Below are 14,359 nucleotides of genomic sequence, written 5' to 3' on the forward strand. Positions count from 1 at the left end.
TATCATGAAAATTAATTGGGGAACCGGAATTGTCATTGCATTTGCATTGTTTATGACATTTATTTTATATTTTGTTTTTGAAGTACAATCAAACAGCAAATATGATAACGATTTGGTTGTAGAAGAATATTACAAACATGACACTCATTTTCAGGAAGAAATGGCGAGAATTCAAAATGCCCATGACTTACAACATAAACCTGTTGTAAAATACAATGGAGAAGGTTTGACTGTTACATTTCCTGCAACTTTTGTGAGTAATAAAATTACAGGTAATGTTTTATTATACAGACCCTCAAATAAAAAGTTTGATTTTGATACCAAACTTGCACTGACAAATTCATCGTTGCATATTCCGCAGAATAAATTGATTAAAGGACGCTGGGGTGTTAATATGGAATGGCAGTATGAGGGTAAAAAATACTTAACGAAAGAAGTGATTTACGTAAATTAAATAAAATGTTGTTTTCTGCTTTCATATTAGGTCTTATCAGTAGTCTGCATTGTGTTGGTATGTGCGGACCTATTGCTATGATGTTGCCTGTCGACCATCAGAATCAGGCTAAGAAAGTAACGCAGATTATAACGTATCATTTAGGGAGATTAACCGCTTATGTCACAATTGGTTTAATCTTTGGGTTGCTTGGTCGAGGCTTCTTTCTTGCCGGAATGCAACAGAAAATGTCTATATTTATTGGTATTGCAATGATTCTTGTGGTTGTAATTCCGGAAAAAATATTCTCAAAATATAATTTTTCAAAACCAGTTTACAAGATAATCTCAAATATAAAATCCAGCTTAGGAAGTCAGTTTAAAAAGAAAAGCTATAAATCTTTGTTTACAATTGGCTTATTAAATGGTTTCTTGCCTTGCGGAATGGTTTACGTGGCTTTATTTGGGGCAATAGCGATGCAGAGTGCCGGTTTGGGTGTCATGTATATGTTATTGTTCGGATTAGGAACTCTCCCTTTAATGACAATCGTTGTTTACATTCATTCATTATTAAAACTGCCATTTCGAAATAAAATTCAAAAAGCAATTCCTTATGTTGCAGTACTAATTGGTGTACTTTTTATTTTGAGAGGTTTAGGATTGGGAATTCCTTATATATCTCCGTCAAACATGAGTTTGTTTGTTCAGGGAACTCCCGAATGTCATTAAGCAGTTATTAAACTGTCATTGAGAACAGGTTTGTTTCCGGAGACTTTCTTTTTAAATGCAAATCAAAAGCCATACAGATATTACGAACAAAAGGTCTTCCTGCTTCTGTAATTTTGATTGTATTATCTTCTATTACGATTAATTCATCGTTTTCTATTTCTTTTAAAGCCATCAATACATCCGGAAGTTCTTTAAAATATAAAGATTCTTTGCTCCAGGAAGTTTCAAGTTCACAGGTTAAATTTAAAATGTGCTTTCTGATGATTAAATCCTCATCATTTAAAATATGTCCTTTTACAACCGGTAATTGATCAGCGTCTATTAATTGATAATAGTCTTCAAGAGTTTTTGTATTTTGAGCAAAACTATACCAGCTGTCACTGATAGAAGAAACACCTAAACCAATCATAAGCTGTGTTTTTGAAGCACTGTAGCCCATAAAATTACGATGCATCTTTTTGTTGTGTGCTGCATGAAACAAGCTATCTGAAGACAGTGCAAAATGATCCATACCAATTTCATGATAACCATTTGCAGAAAGTAATTGCTTCCCGATCTCGTATAGTTTTCTCTTTTCAGCGTCTTTAGGAAGATTCTCTTCATTGAATCCGCGTTGTCCGTTTCCTTTTATCCACGGTACATGAGCGTAGCTGTAAAAAGCCAGACGATCCGGTTTTAAAGAATTTGTTTTTTCTACTGTATCAACGATATTTTCGATGGTTTGAAATGGTAATCCAAATATAATATCATGACCAATGGATTTATAACCAATTTCTTTTGCCCAAAAAGTTACTTTCGCAACGTTATGAAAAGGCTGGATTCTATGAATTGCTTTTTGTACTTTCTCAGCATAATCCTGAACACCAAAACTTACTCGGCGAAAGCCTAAATCATAAAGTTTTTTAAGTTGTTCGTAGGTTGTATTATTAGGATGTCCTTCAAAGCTAAATTCGTGATTTTCGGCTTTACCCGCATAAGTAAAGATTCCGTTAATAAGAAGCTCTAAATTATCAGAAGAGAAAAAGGTAGGAGTTCCTCCGCCTAAATGTATTTCTTTTATAAGTGGTTTTTCGGGAAGTAAATTGCAATATAAACTCCATTCTTTAAGAACGGCCTGAATGTATTTTTCCTCAACCGAATGGTTTTTTGTAATTCGTTTGTTGCAGCCGCAAAAGGTGCACATGCTTTCACAAAAAGGTAAATGAATGTATAAACTTATTCCGTTTTCAGAATTGCTTTCTGCGAATGATTTTCGAAAAGATTCTTTCCATTCTTCAACCGTAAAAGCAGCTTCATTCCAATAAGGTACCGTTGGATAACTCGTATATCTTGGTCCCGGTACATTGTATTTTTGAGTTAAGGAAATTTTCATAAAGACGGATTAAGTTTATATCAAAATTACTATTTCAGGCTCAGGCATAAAATGACAAATATCATATATACATAAAAAAAAGAGACTCAAAATTGAGTCTCTTTAGTGAATTAAATAACTAACGTGAAATAGAATCTTGGATGATTTTAAGCCATTTTTTTGCAAACATATGATCTTGATAGGCGCTTATTTGTTTAATGCGATCATCATCAAAATCATAGAATGGTATTGTGATTTTTTTAGGTGAATCTTTTTCTTGGAATTCAAAATCAATTTTTAAAATTGTATCTGATTTTCCATCTTCGGTTAAAACTAATTTGCAGGAAGAAACCGTTTTTAAATCTAAATAGGTTGCTTCTTGCTGATTTGGATTAAAATTCATCAAAATAAATCTTCTGAATTTTTGATCGATGGTAAGCGTTTTATTGCTTTGGGATTCTGTTAAATCAAAATCATCCGGATGTGTCGGATTAAATTTCTTTTTAATATTTAGGATTTTCGTTTTGTTTGCAGCGCTCGATCGTGCTGAGAAATATACGGGAATGGCTACTATGATCGCGATCACAATACCAATTATGGTTACACTTGTTTCCATGTTTTTAAATTTGATAAATAATATGAAATAATAAACGGTTTCCAGATAGAAAACGGTTTAAAAATGGTGAAGAAGGAATTCTTCAGCGTTGAAATTTCAGCTATCTACCAAAAAAAATGGAAGGGATAGAGCATTAATAAGATCTTTTTGCTCTGAGTCGAAAATTGATTGGCAAAGTTAGTATTTGATTTTACCGCTTTATGTTGAGGAACAACTAGCAATAAAGAATCAAAGCATTTGACGATACCCGGGTGATTTGTTTTGATGTTTGCAGCAAATTGATAACTTGCCTGCGGTTGGATGAAAGCAGAAGAATCTGGCGTTTCTTTTGTGAAATTGGAATCTGTTTTTTGTGTTTCAATTTTTTGCACAGGAAGCTCGTTTGCCTGAACAGCAAAAAAGGCTAAGAACAAAAGTGAAACAAAAAATAAGGCTTTACGAATCCAATTCATGTGGGCGAATTTAGTTCATAAAACACAATAAAAGAAATTTTAAGTGCCAATTACTTCTTAAAAGTCGCTTTTTTATAATTATCCTCAACTTTTACATATGAAGTTGAGGATAAGAAAAAAGTTTATTGCTGCATTTTAAAGTAATAGTCAGCAGAGTGTTTTCCTCCTCCGTAGAAAAGGAAAAATATGCAAAGTAATAAAATTACTATTGCGAGAATTAAGCTTTCAGAATGCATTCGTCCCATAAAATTAACAAGAACGGCACCAAATAATATTGGTAATTGAGCTGCAATTGCCCAGCGGGTGAGTAGCCCAAAAACAATCATTATTCCTCCAATCATATGGGCTGGAGCGATATAATGTAAAAGAAACATACCACCACCGAATTGATCAATAGGAGAAATTAAATCATGTAAATACTGGACATTCGTTACAAATGAAACTCCTTTCATAAATAAAAAAACACCCAATACAATACGTACTAAATCTACTGGTAAATAAGTGTGCGAATTTGCCCATTTATTCAAACTTTTTACATTTTCCATGATACTTACGTGATTAAAAATTTTTAACTAAGTTACTAATTTTTAATCAGATATTTATTTTTAAGTATCTGAAAATAAGTTTTTTACTTTTAATTTAACTTTTGTTTGCGAATATCGAAATCAATTAAACCTGAATTATACCTAAATTAAATGGTTTTTGAATAGGAACGTGGTTGGCAGCTTCAATTCCCATCGAAATCCACTTTCTGGTATCAAGAGGATCAATAATAGCATCTGTCCACAATCTTGAGGCAGCATAATAAGGTGAAGTTTGTTCGTCGTAACGGGCTTTTATTTTATTAAAAAGTTCTGTTTCTTTAGCTTCATCTACAACTTCTCCTTTCGCTTTAAGCGAAGAAGCTTCAATTTGTGCCAATACTTTTGCAGCCTGAGTTCCGCCCATTACAGCAAGTTCGGCGCTTGGCCAGGCAAAAATCAGTCTAGGATCATAGGCTTTTCCGCACATAGCATAATTTCCTGCTCCATAAGAATTTCCGACAATAACAGTGAATTTTGGAACTACCGAATTACTTACGGCATTTACCATTTTTGCTCCGTCTTTAATAATTCCGCCATGCTCAGATTTTGATCCAACCATGAAACCGGTAACGTCTTGTAAAAAAACTAATGGAATTTTCTTTTGATTGCAATTGGCAATAAATCGGGTTGCTTTATCAGCGCTGTCGGAATAGATAACACCGCCAAATTGCATTTCGCCTTTTTTAGTTTTTACCACTTTTCTCTGGTTAGCTACAATTCCTACGGCCCAACCATCAATTCTGGCATAACCGGTAATTAAGGATTGGCCATAACCTTCTTTGTAGGCTTCAAATTCAGAATTATCGACCAAACGATTGATGATTTCCATCATATCATATTGTTCGTTTCTGGCTTTGGGTAAGATTCCGTAAATATCATTTGGTTCTAATGCTGGTTTTTCGGCTTTAATTCTGCTGTATCCAGCTTTGTCATAATCACCAATTTTATCTACAATATTTTTTATTTTGTCTAAAGCATCTTTGTCATCTTTAGCTTTATAATCGGTAACACCAGAGATTTCGCAATGAGTTGTAGCGCCACCCAAAGTTTCATTGTCGATTGTTTCTCCAATTGCTGCTTTAACCAAATAGCTTCCGGCAAGGAAAATACTGCCTGTTTTATCTACAATTAGCGCTTCGTCACTCATAATGGGTAAATAGGCACCTCCGGCAACACAACTTCCCATAACGGCAGCAATTTGAGTGATTCCCATACTGCTCATTTGGGCATTGTTTCTAAAGATTCGTCCGAAATGCTCTTTGTCGGGGAAAATTTCATCCTGCATCGGGAGATAAACTCCTGCACTATCTACTAAATAGATAATTGGAAGTCTGTTTTCCATTGCGATTTCCTGAGCGCGAAGGTTTTTCTTCCCTGTAATAGGAAACCAGGCACCGGCTTTAACCGTTGCATCATTGGCAACAACGATACATTGTTTGCCTCTTATATAGCCTATTTTTATCACTACGCCGCCCGAAGGACATCCGCCGTGTTCTTTGTACATTCCATCACCGGCAAAACCGCCAATTTCAATATTTTCTGAATTTTCGTCTAATAAATACGCGATACGTTCACGAGCCGTCATTTTTCCTTCGGCATGTAGTTTTTCAATACGTTTTTCGCCACCGCCTAGTTTTACTTTGGCAAATTTATGTTTTAGGTCTGAAAGTAATAGTTTATTGTGATCTTCGTTTTTATTGAAGTTTAAATCCATGATATAATATTAATTTTACAAAATAGTGTTGGCTAATTTACAAAATCCGTTGAAATAAACAGAATATTTTAAATATGTGTAATTTTTATTTCTAATAATCTCCATCTTCCTAAAAACAAAAAAGCAGAAGATTAACTTCTGCTTTCGTATTTAAATTATAATGAGGTTATTTTTTTGAATCGCAAACCATTCGTTTTAAAATGGCCCATTGTTTTAAAGCATCACGAGCTTCAACTGCGGGATATCCAAGCATGGTTTTTCCTGCCGGAACATCGCAGGTTACGCCTGAACCAGCTCCAACTACAGCACCGTCGCCAATAGTAGTATGATCTTTTATAGAGGCGCTTCCGCCAATGATAACGCCATTTCCTAAAGTTACAGAACCGGCTAAGCCACTGTTACCAGCCATAATGCAAAACTTTCCTAATTTACTGTTATGTCCGATTTGAACTAAATTGTCAATTTTACAGCCATCACCAAGAATTGTTGAGCTGAATTTTCCGCGATCTACGCATGTATTAGCACCAATTTCGACTCCGTTACCAATAATTACGTTTCCGATTTGTGGAATTTTAACTAAGCCATTTTCTTTACATGGACGAAATCCAAAACCATCAGCACCAATAGTAGCGTTTGGATGAATAATGCAATCGTTTCCAATATGGCAACGCTCACGAACTACAGTTCCGGACCAGATTACGGTATTTCTACCAATCGTGCATTCGTCTAAAATGGTAACATTAGGGTAAATTGTTGCATTGGCGCCAATTTCTACTTTTGGGCCAATATAACAACCTGCGCCAATTTTGGCTCCGTCGCCAATTATTGCAGTTTCATCAACTGTTGCTGTTTTGTGAATAGTAGAACGAAAGATTGGAGTAGGTGGGGCAAAAAGGGCTAAAATTTGTGACATTGCTAAGTCGGCATTTTTTACTTTGATAAATGCACGATTTTCGCCGGGTTCAATTGAAATGTCTTCGTTAACAACAGCAATGGATGCATTTGATGCAGACCAGTATTTTTCGTATTTTTTGTTTCCTATAAAAGAGATTTCTGAAGTTGTAGCTTTTTCCAGTTGCTCTGTTGCAGTTATGCTTTGAGAAGTAGTGCCGTAGATTACGCCATTAATCACTTCATTAATTTCTTGAATTGAATAGGATTTCATTAATGTATTAATAGAATTTGAGGTTAATTTTTGCCAAATAAAATAAATAACATTTTAATTACCTAATGTTTTTTTTATGTTTTTTGAAAAATATTTAAAATAATAGTTTAAATATTACAAAATTAACATTTTACCTATTAAATTACTGTAAGTTCTGTAATTTGAGTTTGCTGTTTTTGCTGAATAAGTTAAGTGAAATGAGTTTAATGTCAATGAAAATGATCTTGCAAAAGAAATTTTACTAATTGATAAGCAGTGTCTTACAATTTTATTTAGAAGTGATTTATGTGGTAAAAAAAAGCGATTCACTTTTGAGAAGGAATCGCTTTTGTTTTTATTCTTTTATTTTGGAAAGAGAGAGTGCATTGATGCAATATCGCAATCCACTTGGTTCAGGGCCATCGGGGAAAATATGTCCCAAATGTGCATCGCAAACATTGCAAACAACTTCAACACGAATCATTCCGTGGGATTTATCGGCATGATAACCAATAACATTTTCTTTTATTGGTTGTGTAAATGAAGGCCAGCCAGTTCCTGATTCAAACTTTTCGCTGGCATCAAAAAGAACAGTTCCGCAACATTTACATTCGTAAATTCCAGGATCAAATAAACTGCATAATTCAGAGCTAAAAGATCTTTCAGTTCCTTTTAAACGTGTTACCTGAAATTCTTCAGGAGTAAGAATTTGTTTCCATTCTTCTTCAGTTTTCTCCACTCTTTTTTCCGGAGCCGGATTTCCTTTATTTGTAAAATGAATTACATCTGCCCATTTTATCATAACTGTTTATTTTTTTTGTTTCACGTTTTTTTTGTTTCACGTTTCAAGTTCGCTTTCCAATTGAATTGAGATTGTAAACTGCAACTGATTACTAAAAAAAACTATTCCTCTTCTTTTTGTCCCATCATCATTAAAAATGCTTTCAGGAACGGATCGATGTTTCCGTTCATTACGCCATCAACATCGCTGGTTTCATAGCCTGTGCGAACGTCTTTTACTAATTTATAAGGTTGCATAACGTAATTACGTATTTGCGAACCCCATTCAATCTTCATTTTTCCGGCTTCAATATCGGCACGTTGTGCTTGTTGTTTCTTTAATTCAATTTCATACAATTGAGAACGTAACATTTGCATAGCACGCTGTCTGTTGTCTTGCTGAGATCTCGTTTCAGAACACTGAATCTGGATTCCGGTTGGTTTGTGCACTAATTGAACTTTTGTTTCAACTTTATTCACGTTTTGTCCTCCGGCTCCACTTGAACGTGAAGTTGTAATTTCGATATCGGCAGGATTAATGTCAATTTCGATACTGTCATCTACCAACGGATAAACGTAAACAGAAGCAAAAGAGGTATGACGTTTGGCATTACTGTCAAAAGGAGAGATTCTTACTAAACGATGTACACCGTTTTCTCCTTTTAAATAACCAAAAGAATAATCTCCTTCAAATTCTAATGTTACCGTTTTGATTCCGGCAACATCACCAGCCTGAAAGTTTAGTTCTTTTATTTTATAACCATAACTTTCTCCCCACATCATGTACATACGCATTAGCATTCCTGCCCAGTCACAGCTTTCAGTTCCGCCTGCTCCGGCAGTAATTTGAAGAACTGCGCTTAAGCTGTCGCCTTCGTCAGAAAGCATGTTTTTGAACTCGATGTTTTCTATATGAGACTGAGTAATGTTGTACTGCTCGTCTAGTTCTTCAGCAGTAAGTTCTCCTTCTTTATAAAAATCATAAGCAAGCTGTAACTCATCTGTAAGAGAAACTGCTTTGTCATAATCTTCAATCCATTTTTTCTTGTTTCGAAGGTTTTTTACAATGATTTCTGCTTCTTTGGCGTTGTTCCAAAAATCAGGTGCAAAAGTTTTTTCTTCTTCGTTTGCAATTTCGATTAGCTTGGCATCAACGTCAAAGATACCTCCTCAACGCACCAAGGCGCTCCACAATACCTTTTACTTGTTCGGCTGTTGTCATAAATTTATAAATAGTTTTATATGTTTTTTGCAGATATTACGTTAGTTTATTTCAAAAAATTAATGCGTAATTTCGTAATACAAAAATAAGATTTAGTTTTTAGAATACAGCATAAAATTAGAATACAGTGATGATATAAAATAAGGAATCATTTTTTAAATTATTAGAGAAGATTTTATATGTTTTTTATAAATATTACGTTAATTTGGTTGTATTGTAAGTCGGAAGTTAAAATTTATTAAAACTTGCGACCAATAACTAACAGTAATATGTAATTTTGCTGTCCAAAAAAGATATAGTTTTTATATATGGAAATAAATTTAATTAGCGATACCATTACCAAACCTACATACGAAATGTTACAGTATATGTTTAACGCACAGGTTGGCGACGATGTATACAAACAAGATCCTACTGTTATCGAATTAGAATCTAGGGTAGCCGAATTTTTTGGTATGGAAGCTGGACTTTTTTTTCCGTCAGGAACTATGGCAAATCAAACAGCAATTAAACTTCATACTCAGCCTGGGGAGCAGCTAATTGCGGATAAATATGCGCATGTTTATCATTATGAAGGAGGAGGGGTGTCATTTAATAGTGGAGTGTCTTGTTGTTTACTTGATGGACACAGAGGAATGATAAATGCAAAACAGGTTGCTGCGGCTATAAACGATCCTGAATTTTACCACAGCCCGTTAACAAGTTTGGTTTGTGTTGAAAATACGACTAATAAAGGTGGCGGTGCCTGCTATGAATTAGAAGATTTAAGAGAAATAAAAAAAGTTTGCGATGCTAATAATTTAAAGTTTCACTTAGATGGAGCGAGAATTTGGAATGCATTGGTAGCTAAAAGACAGAATCCGAAGGAATTTGGAGCAATTTTCGATACTATTTCGGTTTGTTTGTCAAAAGGATTAGGTGCTCCAATTGGTTCAGTTTTGCTTGGAAGTAAAAGTGATATTCATAGAGCGTTGAGAATCAGAAAGATACTTGGTGGAGGGATGCGTCAGGTTGGTTATTTGGCAGCAGCCGGATTGTATGCTTTAGCCAATAATATCGAGCGACTTGCAGAAGATCATAGACGTGCTAAAGAAATTGGTGCAATTTTAAGTACTAAATCCTGGATTTCAGCTGTTGAACCCGTAGAAACGAATATTTTGATTTTTTCTTTAGCAGAAGGTTACAGCGACACACTTTTAATTGAAAAATTGAAACAAAAGAATATCTTAATAAGTTCTCTAGGTCATAATAAACTGAGAATCGTAACACATCTGGATTATAAAGAAGTGATGCATACGTATGTGATGGAGATATTTTCGAAAATTTGATCAAAGGGACAAAGGTTCTGAGGTACTAAGGGACTGAGGTACTTAGGCTTTCTTCATAAGATAAAAAAAGACGCATTACGCGTCTTTTTTTATCTCAGTACCTTAGAATCTTAGAACCTTAGAACCTTAGTACCTTAGTACCTCAGAACCTTATCATCTTATTTAAACAAATTATCCATCCCAGGAATCATTGGCATATCCATTTTTGCAACGGCGTCAAGTTCTCTTTCGTTTATATTTGTAGCTTTTTCGATTGCTTTATTTAGCGTTACAATTAAATAATCTTCCAATTGTTCTTTATCTTCCAAAAGAGAATCATCAACAGAGATTGTTTTGATTTTTCTGCTTGCCGTAATTGTAATTTTTAATAATCCGTCAGCGCTTTGCTCGTCAATTAACACGGTATCAAGACGTTTCTTTGTATCTTCGATTTTTTGTTGGGTTTCTTTAAGTTTACCCATCATTCCCATTAAGTCCATTTTTTGTCGATTTTTAAATTATTTCAGACAAAATTACTATATTGCTGTTTGATAACAATAGAATATTTTATGAAAATATTAATTTAGGTTCTGTTGTGATTGTAGTATTTTTGCCTCTCTGAATAAAAAATTAATGCTTAATTAAATCAATGCAAAACGATATACAGGCTCCAAAGGCTAAAGAAGTTCCTAAAAAACTTAAAAAACACAAAGAAACCCGAATCGATAATTACTTTTGGCTGAATGACCGCGAAAATCCTGAAGTTATTGATTATTTGAATAAAGAAAACGATTATTATCAAAAAATGACTTCGCATACTAAAGATTTACAAGAGTCTTTATATGAAGAAATGAAAGCGAGAATTAAGGAAGACGATTCATCTGTTCCTTATTTTTACAATGGTTACTTTTATATTACCCGTTTTGAAACTGGTCAGGATTACCCCATTTTTGCCAGAAAAAAAGGAAGCCTTTCGGCAGATGAAGAAATTTTATTCAACTGTAACGAAATGGCAAAAGGACATGCTTATTTCAAATTAGGAGGTTTAAGTATAAGCCCTGATAACAAATTTGCCAGTTTTGGTTTAGATCTTGTTGGAAGAAGAATCTATACCATTCAGTTTAAAAACCTTGAAACAGGCGAGATTTTAGAGGAGAAAATTGAAAATGCTACAGGCGGATCTGTTTGGGCAAATGATAATAAAACTGTTTTTTATACCAGACAGGATGAAGTTACTTTAAGAGCAGATAAAATTTTCAGACATAAATTAAACTCAGATTCAAAAAATGATGTTTTGGTTTTTAATGAAACCGATGATACTTTTAATGTTTCGGTAAGTAAAGAAAAATCAAGAAAATATATTGTAATTGGTTCCGGAAGTACATTGACAACGGAATACAGAATCCTGAATTCGGATAATCCTGATGGTGAATTTGAGGTTTTTCAGACTCGTGTTCGTGGTTTAGAGTACAGTATTTCACACTTTGAAGATTCGTTTTATATTTTGACCAATAAAGACAAGGCGACAAACTTCAAATTAATGAAAACGCCTGAAAATAAAACAGCAAAAAGAAACTGGGTTGATATAATTCCGCACAGAGAAGATGTTTTATTAGAAGATATTGAAATTTTTAAAAACTATTTAGTAGTTGAAGAGCGCTCAAATGGTTTAAATCATATCAGAATCATGCCTTGGAATAAGGAAGAGGAAGATTATTATTTGCCTTTTGGAAGTGAAACTTATAGTGCATTCACTACAACAAATATTGATTTTGATACCGATATTTTGCGTTATAGTTATCAATCACTTGCGACACCATCGTCAGTAATTGATTTTAATATGAAAACTAAAGCCAAAGAAATCTTAAAAGAACAACAGGTTTTAGGAGGAAAGTTTGATAAAGAAAATTACGTAGAAGAACGAGTTTGGGCAACGGCCAGAGATGGTGTAAAAGTGCCAATTTCGATGATTTACAGAAAAGGATTGGAGAGAAATGGTAAAAATCCGTTGTTGCTTTATTCATATGGTTCGTACGGAATTACTATGGATACCTATTTTTCTTCGACACGACTTTCTTTGTTAGACCGCGGATTTGTTTACGCAATCGCTCATATTAGAGGCGGAGAAGACTTGGGAAGACAATGGTATGAAGACGGAAAACTGTTAAAAAAGAAAAATACCTTTACAGATTTCATCGATTGCTCTAAATTTGTAATAAACGAGAAATATACTTCAACGGAACATCTTTATGCTGAAGGTGGATCTGCAGGAGGACTTTTGATGGGTGTGATTGTAAATGAAGCACCAGAACTATACAATGGAGTTATAGCTCAGGTTCCTTTTGTAGATGTTATTACAACAATGCTGGACGACAGTATTCCGCTAACTACCGGAGAGTATGACGAATGGGGGAACCCAAATAAAAAAGAATATTATGATTATATGTTGTCTTATTCACCTTATGACAATGTAAAAGCTCAAAAATATCCTAATATGTATGTATCAACGGGATTGCACGATTCTCAGGTACAGTATTGGGAGCCTGCTAAATGGGTCGCTAAGTTAAGGGATTTAAAAACAAATGAAAATCTTTTGTTTTTAGATACTAACATGGATGCGGGTCATGGTGGGGCTTCAGGACGTTTTGAGGCTTTAAAAGACTTAGCAAAGGAATTTAGTTTTTTATTAGATTTAGAAAAAATTAAAAGCTAATTAGAAATTTTTTGTTAAATTTGCAACCTATCAAGGTTATTTTAAAATGCCTTCGATTAACTATTTTTTTATGAAAGAAGAAATAAACGCTTATAATAATGTTTTAGAGTTAATAGGTAACACCCCACTTATTAAACTAAATAAAGTCACCGAAGAGTTAGAAGGAAATTTCTACGCAAAGGTAGAAGCTTTTAATCCAGGTCATTCCTCAAAAGATAGAATAGCGTTATATATTATTGAAGAAGCCGAAAGAAAAGGAATACTATCTCCAGGCGATACTATTATTGAGACCACATCGGGTAATACAGGTTTTAGTCTGGCAATGGTAAGTATTATAAAAGGTTATAATTGTATCCTGGCAGTAAGTTCAAAATCATCTAAGGATAAAATTGACATGTTGAGAAGTTTGGGAGCCAAAGTGTATGTGTGTCCCGCTCACGTTTCTGCAGATGATGAAAGATCATACTATAATGTAGCAAAACGTCTGCATGAAGAAACAAAAGGCTCGGTTTACATTAATCAATATTTCAATCAATTAAATATTGATGCCCACTATAACACTACAGGTCCTGAAATTTGGGAACAAACCAACGGAAAAATCACCCACCTTGTTGCTTGCAGCGGAACCGGAGGAACTATCTCAGGAACAGCAAAATTCTTAAAAGAGCAAAATCCTAATATCAGAATTCTTGGAGTTGACGCTTTTGGATCAGTATTGAAGAAATACCACGAAACAAAAGAATTTGATAACAAAGAAATTTATCCATACCGTATAGAAGGTTTAGGGAAAAATTTAATTCCATCTGCTACAGATTTTGACATCATCGACAAGTTCATGAAGGTGACCGATGAAGAAAGTGCTCACTCAGCCAGAGAAATTACCAGAAAAGAAGGTTTATTTGTTGGATATACATCAGGAGCAGTAATGCAGGCAATCAAACAATATGCAGAAGAAGGTGAGTTTACAAAAGACAGTAATATTATTGCAATCTTCCCGGATCATGGTTCACGATATATGAGTAAAGTATTTAGTGACGACTGGATGAACGAACAAGGATTCTTTGATAGTATCAATGAAGAAGAAGTTCAAAAAATTGAATTTGTAAAATAGAGATATCTATTTTTTAAAATACAGAAACTCCATCAGCGTAAAGCGATGGAGTTTTTTTATGCTTAATACTTAAAAAGCAGAAAATTCTTTCAATAGTAAAAAATCACGATAAATTGAAAATACCGTATTTATACGTAAGAAACTGATTGGTTGATTGAGGTATGTTTATTATTTTAATAGTATTCCTGAAAGTATAAGGAAATA

General features: G+C 34.0%; 14 protein-coding genes. 5 read left to right on the forward strand and 9 right to left on the reverse strand.

Annotation, left to right across the window (positions count from 1 at the left end; all coding sequences use genetic code 11):
• Nucleotides 1–4: 4 nt before the first annotated feature.
• Nucleotides 5–454: a FixH family protein gene (locus KHA98_RS04210; protein WP_213255641.1), complete on the forward strand. Its 450-nt coding sequence runs from the start codon at nucleotides 5–7 to the stop codon at nucleotides 452–454.
• 5 nt (nucleotides 455–459) lie between these two features.
• On the forward strand, nucleotides 460–1,161 hold the full coding sequence (locus KHA98_RS04215; RefSeq protein WP_213255643.1) for a sulfite exporter TauE/SafE family protein: 702 nt from the start codon (nucleotides 460–462) through the stop codon (nucleotides 1,159–1,161).
• A 7-nt stretch (nucleotides 1,162–1,168) separates the two neighbouring features.
• Here the strand turns inward: KHA98_RS04215 and hemN are convergent, their stop codons facing one another.
• The 8 genes from hemN to prfB form a co-directional block, all read right to left on the reverse strand.
• Complete coding sequence (gene hemN / locus KHA98_RS04220; protein WP_213255645.1) at nucleotides 1,169–2,533, reverse strand: oxygen-independent coproporphyrinogen III oxidase; 1,365 nt, start codon at nucleotides 2,531–2,533, stop codon at nucleotides 1,169–1,171.
• Between the two features lie 118 nt (nucleotides 2,534–2,651).
• Nucleotides 2,652–3,128: a hypothetical protein gene (locus tag KHA98_RS04225; RefSeq protein WP_213255647.1), complete on the reverse strand. Its 477-nt coding sequence runs from the start codon at nucleotides 3,126–3,128 to the stop codon at nucleotides 2,652–2,654.
• 104 nt (nucleotides 3,129–3,232) lie between these two features.
• A complete protein-coding gene (locus KHA98_RS04230; RefSeq protein WP_213255649.1) occupies nucleotides 3,233–3,580 on the reverse strand; it encodes a hypothetical protein in 348 nt (115 codons plus the stop codon).
• A gap of 122 nt (nucleotides 3,581–3,702) precedes the next feature.
• Nucleotides 3,703–4,125: a DoxX family protein gene (locus KHA98_RS04235; RefSeq protein WP_213255651.1), complete on the reverse strand. Its 423-nt coding sequence runs from the start codon at nucleotides 4,123–4,125 to the stop codon at nucleotides 3,703–3,705.
• 124 nt (nucleotides 4,126–4,249) lie between these two features.
• Nucleotides 4,250–5,878: an acyl-CoA carboxylase subunit beta gene (locus tag KHA98_RS04240; RefSeq protein WP_213255653.1), complete on the reverse strand. Its 1,629-nt coding sequence runs from the start codon at nucleotides 5,876–5,878 to the stop codon at nucleotides 4,250–4,252.
• Nucleotides 5,879–6,044: 166 nt separating this feature from the next.
• On the reverse strand, nucleotides 6,045–7,043 hold the full coding sequence (gene lpxD / locus KHA98_RS04245; protein WP_213255655.1) for a UDP-3-O-(3-hydroxymyristoyl)glucosamine N-acyltransferase: 999 nt from the start codon (nucleotides 7,041–7,043) through the stop codon (nucleotides 6,045–6,047).
• A 334-nt stretch (nucleotides 7,044–7,377) separates the two neighbouring features.
• Nucleotides 7,378–7,824, reverse strand: coding sequence for a peptide-methionine (R)-S-oxide reductase MsrB (gene msrB, locus KHA98_RS04250; protein WP_213255657.1), 447 nt, complete (start codon nucleotides 7,822–7,824; stop codon nucleotides 7,378–7,380).
• Between the two features lie 101 nt (nucleotides 7,825–7,925).
• A protein-coding gene (gene prfB, locus KHA98_RS04255) for a peptide chain release factor 2 (protein ID WP_213255659.1) occupies nucleotides 7,926–9,024 on the reverse strand; the annotation gives its coding sequence in 2 pieces (ribosomal slippage) (nucleotides 7,926–8,960 and nucleotides 8,962–9,024; 1,098 coding nt in all).
• Nucleotides 9,025–9,332: 308 nt separating this feature from the next.
• Between prfB and KHA98_RS04260 the strand changes: the two genes are divergently transcribed.
• On the forward strand, nucleotides 9,333–10,352 hold the full coding sequence (locus KHA98_RS04260; RefSeq protein ID WP_213255661.1) for a threonine aldolase family protein: 1,020 nt from the start codon (nucleotides 9,333–9,335) through the stop codon (nucleotides 10,350–10,352).
• 158 nt (nucleotides 10,353–10,510) lie between these two features.
• Here KHA98_RS04260 and KHA98_RS04265 read toward each other — a convergent pair whose 3' ends face one another.
• A complete protein-coding gene (locus KHA98_RS04265; RefSeq protein ID WP_035648504.1) occupies nucleotides 10,511–10,831 on the reverse strand; it encodes a YbaB/EbfC family nucleoid-associated protein in 321 nt (106 codons plus the stop codon).
• Between the two features lie 149 nt (nucleotides 10,832–10,980).
• Between KHA98_RS04265 and KHA98_RS04270 the strand changes: the two genes are divergently transcribed.
• A complete protein-coding gene (locus KHA98_RS04270; protein WP_213255663.1) occupies nucleotides 10,981–13,044 on the forward strand; it encodes a S9 family peptidase in 2,064 nt (687 codons plus the stop codon).
• Nucleotides 13,045–13,114: 70 nt separating this feature from the next.
• Nucleotides 13,115–14,155: a PLP-dependent cysteine synthase family protein gene (locus KHA98_RS04275; protein WP_213255665.1), complete on the forward strand. Its 1,041-nt coding sequence runs from the start codon at nucleotides 13,115–13,117 to the stop codon at nucleotides 14,153–14,155.
• Nucleotides 14,156–14,359: the final 204 nt, after the last annotated feature.

The organism is Flavobacterium branchiicola (assembly GCF_018383905.1).
Classification (GTDB): Bacteria; Bacteroidota; Bacteroidia; order Flavobacteriales; family Flavobacteriaceae; genus Flavobacterium; species Flavobacterium branchiicola.

Bases quoted from the DNA above. Each gene is read 5' to 3' on its own strand.
- KHA98_RS04210 (WP_213255641.1), top strand. From the start codon at position 5: ATGAAAATTAATTGGGGAACCGGAATTGTCATTGCATTTGCATTGTTT.
- KHA98_RS04215 (WP_213255643.1), top strand. From the start codon at position 460: ATGTTGTTTTCTGCTTTCATATTAGGTCTTATCAGTAGTCTGCATTGT.
- hemN (WP_213255645.1), bottom strand. From the start codon at position 2,533: ATGAAAATTTCCTTAACTCAAAAATACAATGTACCGGGACCAAGATAT.
- KHA98_RS04225 (WP_213255647.1), bottom strand. From the start codon at position 3,128: ATGGAAACAAGTGTAACCATAATTGGTATTGTGATCGCGATCATAGTA.
- KHA98_RS04230 (WP_213255649.1), bottom strand. From the start codon at position 3,580: ATGAATTGGATTCGTAAAGCCTTATTTTTTGTTTCACTTTTGTTCTTA.
- KHA98_RS04235 (WP_213255651.1), bottom strand. From the start codon at position 4,125: ATGGAAAATGTAAAAAGTTTGAATAAATGGGCAAATTCGCACACTTAT.
- KHA98_RS04240 (WP_213255653.1), bottom strand. From the start codon at position 5,878: ATGGATTTAAACTTCAATAAAAACGAAGATCACAATAAACTATTACTT.
- lpxD (WP_213255655.1), bottom strand. From the start codon at position 7,043: ATGAAATCCTATTCAATTCAAGAAATTAATGAAGTGATTAATGGCGTA.
- msrB (WP_213255657.1), bottom strand. From the start codon at position 7,824: ATGATAAAATGGGCAGATGTAATTCATTTTACAAATAAAGGAAATCCG.
- KHA98_RS04260 (WP_213255661.1), top strand. From the start codon at position 9,333: ATGGAAATAAATTTAATTAGCGATACCATTACCAAACCTACATACGAA.
- KHA98_RS04265 (WP_035648504.1), bottom strand. From the start codon at position 10,831: ATGGACTTAATGGGAATGATGGGTAAACTTAAAGAAACCCAACAAAAA.
- KHA98_RS04270 (WP_213255663.1), top strand. From the start codon at position 10,981: ATGCAAAACGATATACAGGCTCCAAAGGCTAAAGAAGTTCCTAAAAAA.
- KHA98_RS04275 (WP_213255665.1), top strand. From the start codon at position 13,115: ATGAAAGAAGAAATAAACGCTTATAATAATGTTTTAGAGTTAATAGGT.